This is a genomic window from Winslowiella arboricola (assembly GCF_025527015.1).
Classification (GTDB): Bacteria; Pseudomonadota; Gammaproteobacteria; order Enterobacterales; family Enterobacteriaceae; genus Erwinia; species Erwinia arboricola.
This window is the reverse complement of the sequence record NZ_JAODIM010000039.1, coordinates 261,383-280,597: the sequence shown is the minus strand read 5'-3', so window position 1 is coordinate 280,597 and position 19,215 is coordinate 261,383. Positions and strand designations below refer to the sequence as shown.

At 50.8% G+C, this 19,215-nt stretch carries 19 protein-coding genes; all 19 read left to right on the top strand.

Annotation, left to right across the window (positions count from 1 at the left end):
- Positions 1–142: 142 nt before the first annotated feature.
- The gene (locus N5923_RS09255) at positions 143–895 is read left to right on the top strand and encodes a helix-turn-helix domain-containing protein (RefSeq protein WP_267143086.1); all 753 of its coding nucleotides are present in this window, start codon (positions 143–145) and stop codon (positions 893–895) included.
- Positions 896–921: 26 nt separating this feature from the next.
- The gene (gene sctC, locus N5923_RS09250) at positions 922–2,553 is read left to right on the top strand and encodes a type III secretion system outer membrane ring subunit SctC (protein WP_267143085.1); all 1,632 of its coding nucleotides are present in this window, start codon (positions 922–924) and stop codon (positions 2,551–2,553) included.
- Positions 2,550–3,689, top strand: a complete 1,140-nt coding sequence (gene sctW, locus N5923_RS09245; protein ID WP_267143084.1) for a type III secretion system gatekeeper subunit SctW — start codon at positions 2,550–2,552, stop codon at positions 3,687–3,689. The genes sctC and sctW overlap by 4 nt, the downstream gene beginning before the upstream one ends.
- A gap of 32 nt (positions 3,690–3,721) precedes the next feature.
- Positions 3,722–5,788, top strand: coding sequence for an EscV/YscV/HrcV family type III secretion system export apparatus protein (locus N5923_RS09240; protein ID WP_267143083.1), 2,067 nt, complete (start codon positions 3,722–3,724; stop codon positions 5,786–5,788).
- A gap of 14 nt (positions 5,789–5,802) precedes the next feature.
- On the top strand, positions 5,803–6,201 hold the full coding sequence (locus N5923_RS09235) for an InvB/SpaK family type III secretion system chaperone (protein WP_267143082.1): 399 nt from the start codon (positions 5,803–5,805) through the stop codon (positions 6,199–6,201).
- Positions 6,201–7,481, top strand: coding sequence for a type III secretion system ATPase SctN (sctN, locus tag N5923_RS09230; RefSeq protein WP_267143081.1), 1,281 nt, complete (start codon positions 6,201–6,203; stop codon positions 7,479–7,481). Before N5923_RS09235 ends, sctN begins: the two co-directional genes overlap by 1 nt.
- Positions 7,471–7,917, top strand: a complete 447-nt coding sequence (locus tag N5923_RS09225; protein ID WP_267143080.1) for a hypothetical protein — start codon at positions 7,471–7,473, stop codon at positions 7,915–7,917. The genes sctN and N5923_RS09225 overlap by 11 nt, the downstream gene beginning before the upstream one ends.
- Positions 7,905–8,759, top strand: a complete 855-nt coding sequence (locus tag N5923_RS09220) for a SpaN/EivJ family type III secretion system needle length determinant (RefSeq protein ID WP_267143079.1) — start codon at positions 7,905–7,907, stop codon at positions 8,757–8,759. Before N5923_RS09225 ends, N5923_RS09220 begins: the two co-directional genes overlap by 13 nt.
- Positions 8,756–9,700 carry a type III secretion system cytoplasmic ring protein SctQ gene (gene sctQ, locus N5923_RS09215; protein ID WP_267143078.1) on the top strand — a complete coding sequence of 315 codons (945 nt, stop codon included), beginning with the start codon at positions 8,756–8,758 and terminating at the stop codon, positions 9,698–9,700. The genes N5923_RS09220 and sctQ overlap by 4 nt, the downstream gene beginning before the upstream one ends.
- Positions 9,690–10,361, top strand: a complete 672-nt coding sequence (locus N5923_RS09210; protein WP_267143077.1) for an EscR/YscR/HrcR family type III secretion system export apparatus protein — start codon at positions 9,690–9,692, stop codon at positions 10,359–10,361. Before sctQ ends, N5923_RS09210 begins: the two co-directional genes overlap by 11 nt.
- A complete protein-coding gene (locus N5923_RS09205; protein WP_267143076.1) occupies positions 10,361–10,618 on the top strand; it encodes an EscS/YscS/HrcS family type III secretion system export apparatus protein in 258 nt (85 codons plus the stop codon). Before N5923_RS09210 ends, N5923_RS09205 begins: the two co-directional genes overlap by 1 nt.
- A 9-nt stretch (positions 10,619–10,627) precedes the next feature.
- Entirely contained in the window at positions 10,628–11,380 is a 753-nt protein-coding gene (gene sctT / locus N5923_RS09200) for a type III secretion system export apparatus subunit SctT (protein ID WP_267143075.1), read from the top strand.
- A 24-nt stretch (positions 11,381–11,404) separates the two neighbouring features.
- Positions 11,405–12,523, top strand: coding sequence for an EscU/YscU/HrcU family type III secretion system export apparatus switch protein (locus tag N5923_RS09195; protein ID WP_267143074.1), 1,119 nt, complete (start codon positions 11,405–11,407; stop codon positions 12,521–12,523).
- 67 nt (positions 12,524–12,590) lie between these two features.
- Positions 12,591–13,109 carry a type III secretion system translocator chaperone SicA gene (sicA, locus tag N5923_RS09190; RefSeq protein WP_267143073.1) on the top strand — a complete coding sequence of 173 codons (519 nt, stop codon included), beginning with the start codon at positions 12,591–12,593 and terminating at the stop codon, positions 13,107–13,109.
- Positions 13,110–13,111: 2 nt separating this feature from the next.
- Positions 13,112–14,929 (top strand): type III secretion system translocon subunit SctE, encoded by a 1,818-nt coding sequence (sctE, locus tag N5923_RS09185; RefSeq protein ID WP_267143072.1) that lies wholly within the window; start codon positions 13,112–13,114, stop codon positions 14,927–14,929.
- 10 nt (positions 14,930–14,939) lie between these two features.
- Complete coding sequence (locus N5923_RS09180) at positions 14,940–16,244, top strand: hypothetical protein (protein WP_267143071.1); 1,305 nt, start codon at positions 14,940–14,942, stop codon at positions 16,242–16,244.
- A gap of 47 nt (positions 16,245–16,291) precedes the next feature.
- Entirely contained in the window at positions 16,292–17,494 is a 1,203-nt protein-coding gene (locus N5923_RS09175; RefSeq protein ID WP_267143070.1) for an IpaD/SipD/SspD family type III secretion system needle tip protein, read from the top strand.
- 11 nt (positions 17,495–17,505) lie between these two features.
- On the top strand, positions 17,506–17,772 hold the full coding sequence (locus N5923_RS09170; protein ID WP_267143069.1) for a phosphopantetheine-binding protein: 267 nt from the start codon (positions 17,506–17,508) through the stop codon (positions 17,770–17,772).
- A 239-nt stretch (positions 17,773–18,011) separates the two neighbouring features.
- The gene (locus N5923_RS09165; protein ID WP_267143068.1) at positions 18,012–19,208 is read left to right on the top strand and encodes a PrgH/EprH family type III secretion apparatus protein; all 1,197 of its coding nucleotides are present in this window, start codon (positions 18,012–18,014) and stop codon (positions 19,206–19,208) included.
- Positions 19,209–19,215: the final 7 nt, after the last annotated feature.

Here is a 19,215-nt window from a genome sequence, read left to right as displayed (position 1 = left end):
AAATATTCATCATGCTTGGTTTTCTCTAATCCAGGAAAATTAATAGCAGAATAAAACGGGCGGACAGCAACACCGCCAGTGGACTGTTTTTTAGCGGATGTCAGATGAAAAGGACTTAGATGCGATGTGTGCGGACGATTTTTTGTCTCCGGTAACCTGGTCAGCAGGCGATGAACTGTCTGCGGGCACTACGCGTCTCTTCTGGTTTGAAGCCGGAGCAGAGCAAGGATGCGAAATAATCATTGGCCAGCAAGACGAAGATATCAGCTTTAATTTAACCGGCGGCGAAGCGGGAATGTTTGCGGTAAAAAGTAAAAAAATGCTGATTAAATCGGGCCATGTCAGCGGTGTGGAAGCCAACGTGATTGCCATGGCGAAGTTACAGGCTTTTATTGACGCCGGAAGCCGCGCGGTCGGCCAGACCAGAAAACGTGAGACGCTGTTTGGCTTCAGTCACTGTAAGCGTCCTCAGCAACTTTCATGGAAAAAATTTGAATACTGGCTGATTAGCCAGAGCGTCAAGAAATGCCCGGGAATGGATAATATTGTTCAGCTGATTCGCGACAATGAGTGCTACTGGATTGTGAATTATCTGCTGACCCACTCGGATGAGTATAAATCTCTGCGTGAAATTGGCGGGCGCTATGGGCTGTCCGTATCGCATTTTCGCCGCTTAAGTAAGTCTGCATTAGGCAATACGGCTAAGGTCGAAATGTGTGACTGGCGTCTGATTCGCGCCATCCTCGATATTATGGGGGACGAACAAAATCTGACCGCAATCGCCATGAAGCACGGTTACGCTTCGTTATCGCATTTTTCCGGGGATGTGAAAAACCGCTTTGGTATACCGCCACGCGATCTAAAAAAGATGATCCACTGCGAGCTGCTTAAATGACGCGTGCCTGCTGGCTGGGGCCATTAATGGCCCTTTCACTGATGTATTGCGGCCTGACATTTGCGTTGCCGCTGGCAGCAGACAGTGACGAGAGTGCTCAGGGTTATGTGGCGGCAAAAGATAGCGTGAAGCAGTTTTTTGAAGCCCTTTCCGCCCGAATGAAAAAACCGGTGATTGTCAGTAACCTCGCCGCAAAAAAGAAAATTAGCGGTAATTTTGATTTTTCTGCCCCGCAGCGCCTGCTGGAGACCATCACCAGCAATATGGGTCTGGTGTGGTATTACGATGGTCATACGCTCTATATTTTTGATGCCAGTGAGCTGAAAAATAGCGTGGTAAGACTGAAAAATAGCTCAGTGGCGGAAGTGAAAAATTTTCTGGTCTCGGCAGAATTGTACGATGAGCGCTATCCGTTGCGCAGCGAAGTGGGTAGTCAGACTTTTTATCTCTCCGCTCCACCGGTCTATTTCGATCTGGTATTAAAAACCGCCGCCAATCTTGATCAGCTGGCGGTGCAGGAGGCGGATACCAGCAGCCTGATGGCGATCCCGTTGTATAACAGCTTTGTCGAAGACCGAAAATATCGCTATCGCGATGAAACTATTACCATTCCCGGTGTGGCGTCAGTGATTCGTTCTCTGACCGCTAACGGAATGAAGATGGCCGCATGGCAGGCGCAGGCCACAGATGAGCAGGAAGAAGAAGAAGAAGAAGAAGAACACAACGCCAATGCCAGGGAAGCTGCTGCGGTACAAACGGTAAAGAAGCGCGGGTCTGCCAGCATGCCTGCTGGCAGCGGGATTTTGGTGATCGCCAACCCGGATAATAACAGCCTGCTGGTGCGGGGTGAGCCGGAAGAGCTGAATAATATCAAGCGGCTGGTCAGTATGCTGGATGTACCGAAACGACATATTGAAATGTCGGTCTGGATTGTTGATCTGCATAAAGATGAGCTGGAGCAACTCGGCGTCTCATGGCGCGGTTCGGTTAATTTAGCCGGTCAGTTTGGCGTATCGCTGAACGGCGGCATCTCCAGTACGGTTGATGGCGCCAGCTTTATGGCTGGGGTTATGGCGTTGTCACAGCAGAATCGCGCCAATATCGTGTCGCGCCCGATGCTGCTGACTCAGGAGAATGTTCCGGCCATTTTCGACAACAGCCGCACCTTTTATACGCGGTTGATTGGCGAGCGCTCGACCAGCCTGGAGCATGTCACCTATGGCACCTCACTCAGTGTGCTGCCGCGTTTTTCCGACGGTGAGGAGATTGAAATGATGCTTAACGTCGAAGATGGCAATGAATACCGTCGGGAAGGTAGCAGTGAGAATAGTTTACCGGAGGTGGGGCGCACTAATATCAGCACTGTCGCGCGGGTGCCAAAAGGTAAAAGTCTGCTGATTGGTGGCTACACGCGCGATGAAAACAGTCATCTGCATCAGGGTGTTCCCGGACTAAAAGATATCCCGGTTGTTGGCCGCTTATTCAGTTATCGCCAGCAGCGCAGTGCAAATATGGTACGGGTATTTTTGATCCAGCCTAAAGAGATTGATGCGCTTAACGCTCCCGACGGTAACCGGCTGATCAGAGAGCTGCGCAACAAACCGGCTCAGGATCAGCTGTTTGACTGGATGAATAATTTTCTGGACGCGCAGCGGTGACTGAGGCTATCACATCCTCCAGCACGCCAGTGGATAGCGTCAGGCCGGGCCGGGCGCCAGGTAATACCGGTCATAAAAGTATACTGAGCGCTAATCTGCATAAACCGCTCGCCAATGACAGCAGCATACCGGCACGGACAGCGGATGATGACGGCACCATCGTCACAGCAGAAAAATTTCTTGCATCTGTTGATGAACTGAGCGCGCTGGTGGCGGGGCTGAATAACCGGCGCAGCAGAGAGAGAAGCAACGATTTTTACGCCACGGCAGAAGTATACGAACTGCTGGAGGACGATCCGGGCGCCAGGCTCGACGCGTTATGGCGAATTTTAAGAGTGTCGGGGATAAACAATATTGCGCTGCTGTTGCAGCAGCTAAAAGCGCTGTTCCCGGATGTCAGCGATCGCCTGGTGGCGTTGCGGCAGATGCTCAGGCAGCGCAATCTGGCTGAAACAGAACGCGAGCTGATTGAGCAGGCGATAGCCACGCTGATTGAGAGCGAAAACCCAAAACATCTGAAGTCCGGGATTAATGTGGCGCTTAAAGCGCGTCTGTTTGGTAAAGCGCTGAACCTCTCACCGGCGATAATCAGAGAGAGCTATCGCCATTTTATTGAAAGCGATGAAACTGAACGTGAAATCTATCTGCATTGGGTGCTGATGTTTGGTGGCAGCCGCCGCCATATGGTGATCAATTTTATGGAAAGTGCGGTGCTGGCCGATATGAATGCCAGTGACCCGGGATGCAGCGCCGCGGAATTTGGCGATCTTTTAGGACGCCTGACGCAAATAAAGATTATTCGATCTAGCGATCACTTATTTATTAAGTGCGCCAGTAATGACCAATTTATTGGTCAGTTTGCGATTAGTGAAGACCAGTGGCTGCTGTTTCTGTTACCGCTGTTAAAAGCGGGCGACTTGCTGTACCAGCAACTGGAACAGCTGGCGGGCGGAGTGATAATGCGGCAGCCAACCCGCAGGAAAGTCAGTTTTGTGCAGAAGATCTTTAAGCTTATCGCTGCATTTCCGGCGCAGATTTATGACTGCTGTGACCAGCAGGAGATATTACACCAGCATTTTATTACGTTAATTGATCATGGCTACAGCCAGGAAATGGTGGAAAATCGGGGTTATTAACTGTTATTCAATGGAGAGGCCAGATTACTGACATGGTTAATGATTTCATCATCCAGCTGAGAAAGCATCCGGAATTATTTATTCTGTTATTGGTAGTCGTTATTATTGCCATGCTGGTTATTCCATTACCTACCTATCTGATCGATTTTCTGATTGGCTTAAATATTGTTATCTCAGCGCTGGTATTTCTCTCTTCTTTTTATATTGACCGAATTCTGAGTTTTTCATCATTTCCGGCAGTGTTACTGATCACCACGCTATTTCGCCTTGCGCTGTCGATAAGCACCAGCAGGCTAATTCTGAATGATGCCGATGCCGGAGAGATAATCGCCACCTTTGGCTTGTTTGTGATTGGCGACAATCTGGTGGTGGGATTTGTGATTTTCGCCATTGTCACCATTGTGCAGTTTATGGTGATTACCAAAGGGGCGGAGCGCGTGGCGGAAGTGGCCGCCCGCTTCTCGCTGGATGGTATGCCGGGTAAGCAGATGAGTATCGATGCCGACCTGCGCGCGAATACGATTGATGCTGATGAGGCGATGCAGCGTCGCAGTATTCTGGAAAAAGAGAGCCAGTTATATGGCTCTTTTGATGGCGCGATGAAGTTTATCAAAGGGGACGCCATCGCCGGGATTCTGGTGATTTTCGTTAACTTTATTGGCGGCATCAGCGTGGGGGTTAACCAGCATGGCATGGATATGTCGACGGCGCTCTCCACCTACACCATGCTGACGATAGGTGATGGTCTGGTGGCGCAAATTCCTTCGCTGCTGATTGCCATCAGCGCGGGTTTTATTGTGACCCGGGTGGGCGGCGAAGGCGACAACATGGGGATCACCATGATGTCGCAGCTGGTGAATAACCCCTTTGTGCTGGCGATTGCAGCGATTATCGCCATGGCGATCGGTTTTCTGCCGGGGTTCCCGTTGTTGATTTTTATGCTGCTGGCGCTGATCCCTGGCGGTCTGTTTTTCGTCAAATGGCGCGAAGGGCGGGAAAAAGATCGTGGTCATAAAACACCCCGTCAGAAGCAGGGGATGGAAGCGGGCGGTGAGGAGAAGCCTGCCGCTGATGCCGCCACCCAGCTGGGGCTGATTGACGATCTTGATCAGGTTACCCCGCTGACCATCCCGTTTATTGTGCGCGCCAGCCCTGAGGGGTGTGAATACCTTAACCAGCTTGATGCCGCCGGGCGTTTTCGCAGTCAGTTTTTTGTCGACTACGGCATCCATCTGCCCGCGATTGTTATCCGGGCGGCAGAAAATCAGCAGCAGGATAAAGTGGCGTTGCTGATTAATGAAATTCAGGCAGAGCAGTTCGACATTCTGTTTGATCAGGTCACGGTGGTAAATGTCACCGATGAGCTGGCTCAGCTGGGCATCGACAGCGTCACGACCTCTGGTGCGGTATGGGTGGCGCCGGATCAACGCCAGATGTTAAGCGAGCTGGGTTACCACACCCGTACGCCGGTGGATGAACTCTACTACTGCATCGCCAACACGTTGGTACGCAATGTCAGTGAGTATTTTGGCGTGCAGGAGACCAAAAGTCATATTGATAAGCTGGAAAAAGATTATCCCGACCTGATTAAAGAGGTGATGCGCCATATTACGGTGCAGCGCGCCTCAGAAGTCATGCAGCGGCTGCTGGGAGAGAAAATCTCCGTGCGTAATACCAAACTGATTATGGAGTCACTGGCGGTCTGGGCGCCGCGCGAGAAAGATGTCATTACGCTGGTTGAACATGTGCGCACCGCGCTTTCCCGTTATATCAGCCATAAATTTGCCGTCGGCGATTCACTTAAGGCGGTGTTAATTTCCGCCGAAATGGAAGAGACCCTGCGTCAGGGGATCCGCACTACCGCGACCGGCTCCTTTCTCAATCTGGAGCCAGCGGTTTCCGAAAAAATGATGGACACTTTTACCCTTGGGATCAGCGATATTCTGATGTCACAGAAGGACTACGTCATTCTGGCGTCAGTCGATATCAGGCGCTTTGTGAAACGTTTTCTGGAAAATAAATTCAAAAATCTTGAAGTGCTTTCGTTTGGCGAAATTTCCGAAGGCATTTCAATTGATGTCATCAAATCAATTCAATAATAAAGGACCCGCAAATGGATATTGATATTGCCACACTGGTTCGTGAATCGCTTCGTGCTGGCGGATGCGACGCCTCGCTGCTTAACAACTTTGATGGCCATTCCACTATTTTGCTGGATTTTGACGGTCTGTCCGGAATTTTGATCAGTGTGGTTGATAAACAGGTAGTGCTGTGGTCCCAGCTTTGTGAATACAACAGCCATGTGCTCTCCCAGGTGGCGGACAGAGTGCTGGAGCTGTTAATGGAGCCTGTTAAGTATTCGGTGACGGGGCAGTTGCAGATTGCCAGGGAAGAGAATGTGACGGTGCTGAAGTGCGTACTGGAACAGGATTGCCTGAATGAAGCGATGTTTGGTGATGCGCTGGAAACCTTTTATCTGAGCCTGCATAAATATTGTGAGGTGCTGCGTTAATGCTGGTGCGCTATCAGGCACACCCGCTGCGCGTTACCGGGCCGATAGTGGAAGCTCGCCTTAGCGGCGTCAAAATTGGTGAAGTCTGTCATGTCCATCGCAGTGACAGTGACAACACGGTGGTTGCCAGGGCGCAGGTACTGGGCTTTGAGCGTGATTCTACGCTGCTGAGCCTGATTGGCTCGGCAGAAGGGTTGTCGCGTGACATGGTGATCAGTCCAACCGGCCATAGCCTGATGATCGAGGTGTCGGAAAATCTTGCCGGCACGGTGCTTACCCCATCCGGTGAAGTGATTGAGCGTCTCTCTCCAGCGGGCGTCAGCACGCAGGTTGAGCGCCGGCTGGTGTATGCCGCGCCACCCTGTTGGGATCAGCGACGTGGCATAAGCGAGTTGCTGACCACCGGTGTTCGCGCCATTGACGGTCTGATCACCTGCGGCGTGGGTCAGCGTATGGGCATTTTTTCTGCCGCCGGATGCGGCAAAACCACGCTGATGCAGATGCTGATAAATAATGCCGAGGCCGGGATTGTGGTTGTGGCGCTGATTGGCGAGCGCGGGCGGGAAGTCACCGAGTTTGTTGAGGCGCTGCGCGAGATGGAGCGCAAATCGCGCTGCGTGCTGGTGTATGCCACCTCCGACTACCCGGCGCTGGATCGGGTGAATGCCGCGGCGTCAGCGATGACCATCGCCGAGTACTTCCGCGATCGTGGCATTAACGTCCTGCTGTTTATTGATTCGATTACGCGTTATGCACGCGCATTGCGTGATGTTGCGCTGGCTGCCGGCGAGCCGCCAGCGCGGCGCGGCTATCCGGCCTCGGTATTTGAAAAACTGCCCGCGCTGCTGGAAAGACCGGGGCGTACGCGGGATGGCAGTATCACGGCCTTTTTCACTATTTTGCTGGAAAACGAAGAGGAGTCCGACCCGGTCGCCGAGGAGGTCCGCTCGATCATTGACGGTCATATTGTGCTGAGCCGCAAGCTTGCCAGTAAAAACCACTATCCCGCCATTGATGTGCTGCACAGCCTGAGCCGTGTTAGCCAGCGTGTCACCAGCGATCAGCATCAGACGATCGCCACCGATCTGCGCGATCTGCTGGCCAGGATTGAAGAGATACAGGTGCTGATTGATTTCGGCGAATATCAGCCGGGGCTCAGCCCTGCCAACGATAAGGCATTTAACGCCATTGCGGCGATTCGCCGCTTTCTCTGCCAGCCGCTGCAAGGGAAAGAGGACATCCAGGATACGCTGATAAGGATGCAACATATTGTTAAATAATATCAATATCATTATTCGTCGCTGTGAGCAGCGGGTGCTGGGTAAGGAGCATGCGCGGCAAAAAGTGCAGATTAGCGCCGAAAACACCGGGGCGGAGATTGCTGACGCGCAGCAGCAACGCCAGCTGCTGCAGCAGCATCTGGCATCGCTGACGATTGCCGGTGAAACCACCCTCCACGCTATTCTGGAAAACAAAGCGCACCAGGGCACGCTCCAGCGCAGGCTGGCGGATATTGATCTGCTGCTGGCCGACAGACACCAGCAGCTGGAGGAGCTGACAAAGCAACACAGCGACCTCGAAGTCCAGCGCAATATATTGCAGCGCAAAGTGGACAAAATCACCAGCCAGCTGCAGCGTCGGCGAAAACAGCAGCAGCAGGGCAGGCAGCGTCAGTATGAGGCGGAAACAGAGGAGCAGTTAAATTGGCAAATGTAATTGTCGCCCCTGTGGCACGGCCTCTGTTGCCGGTGGCTAAGTCTGACGAGTGCAATGCAGGTGAACTGGATAAGCAGCTGGAAAAAGCCTGGCAGCAGCAGCCTGAAGATTTGCCACCGATGGGATGGGCGCTACCACAACCGATACCTGCAGCAGAGAAACCGCCTGTGGCACTAAATCTGTCGCTGTTAAAGCGCGATGCTGAGATCAAAACGGCGTTAACCCCCGGTATGCCGCCGATCAGCCAGCAGCCGGTGCAGCAACCGTTGCCACTGACGCGGCGGCATGCGCCCGCGATAGCCAGCATATCGCCGCCGCCGGAGATCAGTGCGCAGCCCGTGGTAACGGAGCGCCCGCTGCCGCCCCTGGCTTCCCGCAGCAGCGATCTGCCATTAAGCCCCGAACGGCATGAAGTGGACATCGCGGATAAGCCCCGGTCCGACGAGCGCCGCATTGTGCCGATTCCCGCCGCATGGTCGGATAAAGCTGCCCCGCAGCCGTGGCTGAGGAGTGATCTGCTACCGATGCCAGTCGCCCGGCACAAAGCGCCACTGCCGGCGTTGCCGGTGGCGAAGCCTGCGGCCAGTGAGGATGGACAACATCGTATTAGCTACGCCTTTACCCAATGGGGCAGTGAACACCGGGTACAGCTAACGGCAGTGCGTGACGGCAATCAACCGTTGGTGGTGGTGATGAACCCTTCTGACCCGCTGGTCAGCCGCCGTTTGCAGGAGGCCATAGTCAGTTCTGCGCCCGCTTCACAGGTGATTCTTGGTGATGAAACAGCTGATGACCAGCGACGCAATAAACCTGAACTGCCATTTGTCGAGGATGACGAATGAAAACGCTGCCGCTTCGCCATTACGATGCGGCCAGCTCAGGGTTGCGATCGGTCTGTCATCACTGGCAGGCGTTGGGAATGCCTGTACGAATGGGCTGCCCGCCACCAGGCGCCGTACTGGCGCAGGCGGCCAGCGCGGGCGGTAGCCAATTACTGGTCGATCTGCGCGCCTGGTTTGGCCACAGCCTGCCGGAAAAAAGCGGGTTACGTGCCGATCTTATCTCGGCCGATGAAATCAGAGATCTGTTTCACTACAGCGGCGCATTACTGCACCTTAACCTGCCCGGGGAAGCAACAGAATCCTTATCGATCTCCTCTCTGGTGGCATCGGCTGACTATTGCACTGGTTCTCTGCCAGTGGTCAGCACCAGCTGTGGTGATGGCTGGCTGATTCAGGCGGCGGAAGGCTATCGCCGCCAGCTCGGTCAGCATTTGCCATCCCTGCTGCATGAGGCGATCCCACTGCGACTGGATTTTGTTGTCGGCTGCAGCATGTTGAGCCTGCGTTATGTACGCAAGCTTGAAACCGGTGATGTACTGCTGGTCAATCAGCTCACTGAACGGGTCATGACTGGCGGCAGGAGCCTGGCAAAATATCGACAACAGGATGACTATTTTATGCTGGAAGATATCTATAACGACATGGATGAACAGGATTATTTCCCCGGGCAGCACGACCATAACGCGATACAGCAGCAGCGCATGGGGATCAATAATATTCCGCTACAGCTTACCTTTGTGATTAATCAACTGACGCTGACGCTGGATGAATTATCGGCGCTGCATATTGGCGATGTGTTGCCCGCCGGTGAAGGGGGCGAGAACAGCATTATTATTTACGCCAATGGAGCGTTACTGGCGAAGGGTGAGCTGGTGATGGTCGATGAGCGGCTGGGGGTGGAGATTCAGACCCTGTGCCATGAGGCCCGGTATGGAAAATGATATCTCGCTGATTGCGGTGTTGACGCTGGCGTCGCTGGCGCCGTTTCTGATTGCCTGCGGCACCTGCTATATCAAATTTTCTATCGTCTTTGTTATGGTAAGAAACGCCATTGGTTTACAGCAGATCCCGTCGAATATCACCCTGAACAGCGTTGCTTTTGTGCTGTCGGTATTTGTGATGACACCGGTGATGAAAGAGGGATATAACCACTTTAAAAATCAGCCCATCGATCTCAGCAGCGCCGAAACCATTGAATCCTGGCTTGATAGTGGCTTTGATGGCTATAAGCACTATTTGCAGAAATACAGCGACCGCGATTTAGCTCTTTTTTTTGAACAAGCGCAGCGCCAGCGTGATGGTGATTTCGGCGATGAAGATGAGACCCCGACCCTTTCATTGTTTGCTTTGCTACCGGCCTATGCCTTAACGGAAATAAAAGAAGCATTCAAAATCGGTTTCTATATCTATTTACCCTTTGTGGTTATCGACCTGCTGATCTCCAGTATTTTGCTGACCCTCGGCATGATGATGATGAGTCCGGTCACCATCTCGGTGCCAATAAAGCTGCTGCTGTTTGTAGTAATGGACGGATGGACGCTGATCTCTAAAGGCCTGCTGCAACAGTATCTCGATATTGGCGCGGTCGGGGTGATTAACTGATGAATGAAGTGATTCTGGCCGGAAATAAAGCTATCTGGCTGGTGCTGATCCTCTCTGCGGCGCCGGTAATAGTGGCGACGATTATTGGCCTGCTGGTCGGGCTATTCCAGACGGTAACGCAACTGCAGGAACAGACCCTGCCTTTTGGCATTAAGCTGCTCGGTGTCTGTGTTTGCCTGTTTTTATTATCCGGATGGTATGGCGAAACATTACTGGCGTATGGCAGGGAAGTTATCTGGTTCGCCCTGAAAGGGTAATGGCAAACGATGCAGACCAACCTCTATTTTGAGCTGAACAACGGTTTTTATATGGTAATGCTTGGCTCTGCCCGCCTGTTGCCGCTGTTTATTCTGCTGCCGTGGTTAAGCCAGTCGACCCTGACCGGATTATTTAAATTTCCTCTCGCCTTCCTGCTCGGCGCTTCACTATGGCATGCGCCCGGCGTGCTGGTGGCTCAGCTGGAATTAATGGCGTTCACCGGCCTGATGATCAAGGAGGTGGTGATTGGACTGCTGATTGCCATTCTGCTTTGTCTGCCATTCTGGACCATGCATGCGGTAGGCAGCCTGATCGATAACCAGCGCGGCGCCACACTCAGTAGTACGTTAAATCCGCTAAGTGGTATCGACACTTCGGAACTGGCTAATTTATTCAATCTGCTGGCGGTGGTGATTGTCCTTGAAGCGGGCGGCGTGCTGACGTTGCTGGAGGTGCTGAAACAGAGCTATCAGTTATGGCCCCCGCTATCCAGCGCGATACCGGGAACAGAACAGATGGCCCGCTATATTGGCGAGTTGATGAAGCAGGCGTTGCGACTCTCGGCTCCGGTACTGACTATTTTTCTGATAAGTGAATTTTTTCTCGGGCTGCTCGCCCGTTATACGCCGCAGATGAATGCTTTTTCGCTGGCATTAACCCTGAAAACGCTGATCGGTTTTATGGTGCTGCTGCTCTACTTTTCCCCGGTGCTGCCTTCCGAGGTACTCAGGCTGGAAACGATTTTCTTTCCACTTCACTGACGCTGACGTCAGGTGACAACATTTATGTCTACCAGCAAAACCGAAAAACCGACGGAAAAAAAGAAGCGCGACGCAGCAAAGAAAGGGCAGACCTTTAAAGGTAAGGATCTGATTATTACCTGCCTGACCCTGGTGGGAATTGAAGTGGTACTCAATTTTACCTCGTTGCGGGCATTTTCCGACCTGTTGCAGATGGTGGTTGAGCGACAGTATCACTTCACGCTGCATGGCTATATTTTGCAGTGCGTCTGGTATGGCCTGAAAATATTGTTGCCAGTGCTGGCGCTCTGCATCGCTGCGGCTTTTTTACCGGGTGTTTTACAGACCGGCATGCGGCTGGCGACCAAAATATTTAAGCTTAACTTTTCGGCGCTGAATCCGATTAAAGGCTTCAAAAAAATCTTTAATCTGCGCAACCTGAAAGATTTAATTAAAGTGATGCTGTATCTGGCCTGCTTTGTTTTCGCCACGCTGATTTTCTGGCAGGAGAACCGCGCGCTGATTATCAGTCTGGTTTATGCCGAGCCCGACAGGCTGTTTAAAGTCTGGGGCGAGCTGATGCATTCGCTGCTGTTGATATTTATCGCCTGTATTCTCACTATTATTCTGATTGATTGTGTCGCTGAGTATCTGCTGTATATCAAAGAGCTAAAAATGGATAAGAAAGAGGTCGACAGGGAGTCAAAAGAGATTAATGGTAATCCGGAAATTAAAAAGAAAAGAAAGTCACTGCATCAGGAACTGTTATCAGAAGAAACCAAAAATGATATCAAAAAATCCAATGTGATTATTGCCAACCCGCAGCATATTGCCGTGGGCATCTATCTTAATACGGAAATTGCACCGATTCCATTTATCTCGATTCTGGAAAAAAACCAGCGTGCTTTGGCGGTACGTCGCTATGCCGAAAAAGTCGGCGTGCCGGTGGTGGAAAATGTGCGTCTGGCGCGTGAAATTTACCATACTCACCAAAAATACACTTTTATCAGTCTCGGGATGTTTTCTGAGGTGATGGAAATTCTCGTCTGGTTACGCCAGGTCGAGAGAAAGTGGCCCGCGGAAAATAGCGTAAGCAACGAAACAGCACGAATGCCAGAGCAACCCTCCGGCAGTCATACTGATGGTGATGAGCGTTCTTTGTGAGCAGGAAATCAACAAATTTGCTTCAATAACCCCATTCGCCATGGATGATTTAACCTAAGGAAGAGACATGACTCAGGAAAGCGAGACAATCCATGAAGCTGAAATGTGTTCCATGCTGCTGGAATATGTCCAGCAAGGTGTGTTACTCAAAGATCTGCAGGGAATTCCTGATGATACCATGGAAGATATTTATGCCCATGCCCATCATTTTTATTATCAGGGACGTCTCGATGAGGCCGAGCACTATTTTAGCTTATTGTGCATGTATGACTTAAAAAACCCCGACTATTTTATTGGCCTTGGCGCCGTTAATCAATTGAAGAAGAAGTACCAGAAAGCCTGCGATCTCTATTCGCTGGCTTATATACTGGCGAAAGAAGATTACAGTCCTATATTTTACGGCGGGCAGTGTCAGCTATTAATGGGCGATGTGATTAAAGCATTACAGCTATTCGAAGTGGTGATAAAAAAATGCCCGGATCAGGAGCTGGTAAAAAAAGCACGAGTCTATTTCGAAACCATCAAAAAAAATCGTTCGTTATTAAGTAAAGATAATGCAACAAACCAGGGACTTAAGGAGACCTGAGCATGGAAGCAGTCAGAGGTATAGGGTCGAATATTATTACGGCAATGCCGCCAGGCTTTAAGCCTGAGATTCATAATCGATTTACTGACAAATTTCGCCTTACGCCGGGTCAGGCGCTGGAAATTTATGCGCGGGCCAGCGAAGGTGAAGAGATAAACGAGATGCCCGCGCTGCGTGAGGTGGGAGAAAATGCCAGCAAGAATAAAAGCAGAGAGGGGGAAACGCTTTATCGTCTGGGGTTACTTAAGCAGCCCACAGCGCAGGATGAACCTTGCACGCTAAACAGCCTGCTTTCGGTGGTGGTTGCAGGCGCCGATAGCCGGCTGAAACAGACATCCGAACTTTCCGCAGCGCTGGAGCGCGCGACTGCACAGTTACAAACCGTCCTTCAGACGCTGGAAGGCGCATCGGCCCGGCTGGGGAAAGAAAAAAGCGCGCAGGAAGCGTGCGAACAGCGGCTGGCAGCACTGCAGAATGCGCTGGCGGCGCTGGAGCAACAGGGCGTGACGGCGGATGACCCGCGTTATAGCGCGCTGACTGACAAAATTGTCGCGGCGAAAAATGCGCTGAATACGGCACATGCCGCGGTGCTCGGTGCTGAAGCCGGGGTACTGCAACAGCTGACGCTGGCGCAGGAGCTGTTAACCGTTCATCGCGAGCTGATTAAGCAGATGACAACCATCAGCACTAACTCTGCAGGATATGTGGTGATGAATCGTCCGCAGCTGGAGGAGGCGGATAAGAAACAGCTGTCGATGGCGGCGAAGGTCGCCCTGTTAATGGCGCAGATGATGAATATGTTCAGTGACGCAAATCTGGCCAGGCTGCAAAGCGACAAGGCGCTCAATGACGCGCTGATGGAAGCTACGCGTAACAGCATGGCCGAGAAAGCCAAAGAATTTGCCGACCAGGAACGCAAGGCGCGGGAAACCAGCGAAAAATGCGGCATTATCGCGAAGGTATTTGGTGGGGCGCTGACGGCACTAGGTGCGCTAAGTGTGGTGTTTGGTGGCGCTGGCGCGACCCTGATGGTGATCGGTATTGGCCTGCTGGTGGCCGATCACGTTACGGAAGCGGCATTTGGTTTTTCGCTGACCGAGAAGATGATGAGCCCGCTGATGGATCATATTTTTATGCCGCTAATGGACGCGATCAGCAATGTGGTCACGGATATTTTTGATAAAACACCGCTCGGCCTGATTCTGCGCGAGATCGATAAAGCGACCGGCGCCAATATGATGAGCAGTATCCACACCGCCGTAGCGGCCGCCGCGACGGTGGCGATGATTGTCGCCGCCGCGATGGTGCTGAAAAGCGCCGGGAAAATGCTCTATAAGCGGTTCGGCAAGGCGCTGGCGCAGGCGGTGGTGGAGAATGTCAAAGGCACGATAAATCAGGCCATAAAGCAGATGCCGAAACTGCTGAAAAAATTTGGCGGCTCGGTGAAAAATTTAAATACCCAGCTCAGCAAAATGATGGATGACCTTGCCAATAACATTCTGAAAAAAATGCATCTCAGCAAAAGCCAGAGCGCCCGCATACTTGGCCTGGCCGGTGAAACCATTGGCTTTGTCGACACTGCGCAGCGCCTGAGTTCCGGCGTGATAATCGCCGATCTGAACGTGAAGGCGCATGAATATCTGGCTGATGTGCAGATCTGCAAAATGGTGATGGATCAACTGAATAAAGCCATCGAACGGATGGCGGAATTACTGGAGAGCCATAATGCATTCATGAAAGAGATGGGCGATCACATCAGCACATTATTGCAAGCCAGAAACGATACGGCGCTGTCTATTATCAGAATGCGGAAAGCTTAGGAGCACAGATATGGCCACTGCAATTCATTTTTCCCTACAAGGCGTCAGTACCCAGAATATTAGCAACATTAAAGTACCTAATATTAAGACAGAGCCATCCCTGAATTCGGCAGACGAGATTATTAAATTCGTACCAGAAGAAAATGCTCTTAATCCGGCAAATGTTCCTGCGCTACCGCCGCCAAAAAAAGACCATCTCGTCACCCCTGAGGTTATTTATTATCAGCTGCTTGAGCAGTCAGATAACGAGCAGAGTGCCGATAATACCAGTCGCACCACGGAGCGACCTGACTATAATTTCTCCAATGTCAGTGGCTGGGCCGGCAAAATTATTGCCATCGTCGGTATGCTGGTGGAGCAGTTTCAGCTGTTGTCACGGATCGAGAGCGAACTGCGGGTAGAGAATAGCAACCGGCAGTTTACACAAACCGTTAACAGCGCCGGAGAAATGGTTAAAGGTGCGAAGGCAGGGCTCAGCGGGGCAATAGCGAGTATGGCAACAGGTGTTGTTGTCGCCGGTTACGGCACGATAAAGACCTGGCGAGATACGGTAAAATATACGAAGGAGGTAACGTCGTTAGGTAATAAGAATGCGGCGTTGCAAACAGATATATCAGCCAATCAACAAATTATGCGCAAAAAACAGGATACATTGCAGGAGCTGCAGCCGAAAAATTATCAAAAAAAGGTCAACCAACTGGATAAAGATCTGAATGATTTGCATGCCGAAAAAAATGCCCTGACTGAGCAACGTGTAAAGATTGATAAACAACTCGAGCTGCAGCGTGCGCTGGATAATGACCCGGCACCATGGTTAAAACGTCAGAAAGAAATAACCGATAAATTACGTGCCGCTGAAACCGAGATCATCCAAAAAAGCGATGAGCGAACAGCTCTTCCTGCTTCTGCTGCCGAACGTGAAGCACGTATAAAAGCGCTGAAACAGGAGATCAATCAGCTGACGCTGGATAACAATAAACTGAACGTGGAGCTGGGTAAAAATAATCATCTGCTTGATCTGGCGCGCAGAGAACTGGATAAACTGCTGGCGGTTGCGCAGTTGCTGATGCAGCTAAGCCGCCCGATGTCGATGACGGCAGAAGCTAACTGGCAACTGAAAAACACCACTGAACAGGCCAATGCGAAACAGTCTGATGTCAAAGCAGATCAGTACCGAAATATCGCCGCGGCAATAGAAGAAAATAAGCGCAAGATTGAAGGGCAACGCGACATGATGATTCGATCGCTGGCGGATCTGATGGCGGCAAATATTGCTACTCAGAAAACGATTATATCAAATATGGTACGCGGCTAACCCCGCGCCTGCGTAACGACCAGGACTAAACGTTAAGTGAGGGAATTATGCCAACAGGAATCTATCCAGAAAGAATATATGTCTCTGTATTTGCGACAAATCCTCAGCAACAACTGATTAAAAATGACCGGTTAGCAGAGGATGAACATCTTCCCGCGGCTGTCAGCGAATCACAAACTAACCTCAATATTAAATCTGTAGTTGTCAAAGAAAGCATACTGGCCAGCAAATTTACCCACTTTAATCTGACATTGGCGGATCGGCTTGCCAGCGACAGTAGCTATTGCCTGCCGATATCCGAGGAAGAGTTAATAATTAAAAAGAAAAAGGTGCCAGGGCTTGAGCATATCAAAACAGATACAGAGGAGCTTAAGGCGCGGCTTGAAAAAGCCGTGACAGAAGGTCAGTTAAGCCGGGAGAGCGCAAAGAAGTGGCTTGAGGAAGCGAAACAGGAAGGGATAACCATAAAAATAGTCGAGCTGGACGATCTTAAAAGCGCCGCAAAAAGTGTGGCGGCAAAGGCGTCTGCAGAGTCGGCGAAAACGGAAATGGATCGGTTGAAATTTTACCTTACCGGTCTGTGCTTCGAAGAACTCACTACCGGCACGCCGAATAAAAGTCTGGAGGAACTGCACTGGGAAGTGATTGAGCAGATGAAAATCCACTATATGGGCGTGTTTTTGGCGGCGGCTGAAAAGATGGATGCCTTCTTTAAGGCCTTTAATGAGATTAAAGCGTCGCTGTCCAACTTCCTGTCACCCGGTTCCAAAGAAGGTGAGGTTAACTTCCGTAACCAGGCTTTTATGGCGCAGCTCGACACGCTATACCATGAATTTGTCAAAGAGAAGAATAGCCAGCTATTTCCTCCGGCGAATGCCGATGGCACTTATCCTGATACCACGAAAGAAGAGGCGGAAAAGTGGATTAAACAGATGGGATTATCAGCAGACTGTCTGTGGGGAGGGCCGACCAGTTATCGGGTGAAGATCGATTTATCGCCGGTAGTGAATATGATTGGCTCGCTGGCCAGATTAGGCTCGGGCAGCAGTGTCAACCTTAACTCCGCGCAATATGGCGCCTGGCAAGCCGGTTTCGACTCGCAAACGGAACAGCTACAGCTGGCGGTGCGTATGCTGACGCAAAACACCACCCATGCCAGTTCGGTATTCAATCAGCGGGTGGAAATTTTAAGCCGTTTTTATCAGCAGGAAACTGAAACCCGGATGGCAATTTTACGCGCCTTATTCTAGCGGGAGCACATATGGACACTGATGCTGGTGTGGATCAGCGTGAGTTACGGGAGAGGATTAGACAGATTATTGCACGTTGTGCTGCGCTGGATAGCGCTGCAATTGACGACTCAAGCTGGCTGGCTATCGACCTCTATATCGATTCACTGATCCTGACAGAAATTGTTTACGAAACTGAGGCTGCTTTTGCTATTAGCATCCATGAAAGTGAGATGACAGGTATTAATCAGGTCGCAGATTATTATCTTCTGGTGGCAAATAAACTGGCCAGGCGTTAATTACCGACGCATCCCCTTCCTGATTATCTTACGGCAGAGCAGGAAAAATAGCTGAACTGCGCTGCCGGCTTAAATGCTGAAATTGCTCTTGCAGAGCTTTTAGTCACCGCAGCTACGACAAAATTCGCGACGAAAAATTAGATTGAAATTCATCAGTATTCTGTCAAGTACTCATGGAGTTACCATGATAGCTTGGAACCTCAATTTGCAGGACGGGTTGTAATCAACGGATGATGACAATGAGTACTGAGGATATGAAACGTCATTACGAGATACGTTTCATAAATACCCGCCTGGCGGGGTGCGAATATATCATCCGTGAGGAGAGAACCTCCTTCGTGGTCGCTGATCGCTCTACTCTGGCCGCTATCCAGCAGCAATCACAGGATCCAGCCACCATTTATGTGCTGGACGACAATATCACTACCAGTTTTGACATCATCTATGGTTCCGCAATGCTGTTGCCGCGACTGGAGATAAACAACGATCACCCGCGCACCAGTGAAACGATCAACTTTCATCAGGTTATCGAGGTTGATGGCGTCAGTTTTATGTTGCGGCCTGAAGGAAGTGAATGGCAGGAGAGCGCTGAAGAGCCGCAACCTGAACCGCCTGAGGAGATAACGGCTTCAGTTTCAGGCGTCGCGCCGCCACAGGTCGCATCAGCGTCGGGTTTTAAAAAGATCATTATTTCGGCATTGTTGTTGCTGTTAACCGCTCTGGCGGGATATTACCTGTTACAAAAGCAGAATTGGCGTCAAAATAGCGCGCTGGCGCTGATACCAGGAGGTAAACCGCACCAGTATAAGACCTTTACAGGAGGTGATGCCGCTGTTTATGTGCTGGCGCCTGAGCCGATGAGCAGTGTCTGGGCCTTGCAATCACTGATAAAAAATAATATCGCTAACCAGTTCACCGTTCTTTCCGCCAGAGCAGAAGAAGACAAAATTACCCGCGAAATCAATGCGCGCTGGCCTCAGGTAAAGTTTCATGGCGTACGCTTTGACGACCCTTCCAGACCCGAAATTATTCTTAGCCTGGAACGGACGGAAATGCTTAATCAGGAGGAGTTGGATCATATTGCCAAAAAACTTATTTCACTTTTCCAGTGGGCCAATGATTTTATTTTTAGTTATATCAGTGATAAAAGCATTGCTGATAATGCCGGGCAAGCATTGTTAAGTATTGTGCCGGATTTTGATACCAGAAAAAATAAAGATAGCGTTACATTTTCGATAACCAGAGAACTTAATGACAGTGAGCTGAATGCGCTGAAGATATTTATCCGCGAATTCAGGTCAAAATGGCAAGGGGGTTATGTTCAGTTTGATATTAAACTTGAAGATAACCGGTTAAAAGGAAAGTCCTGGCGATATGGTGCTGATGGATATATAAAAACATCCGCAGATCAATGGGTTTTTTCGCCACAGAATTAAAGGAGAA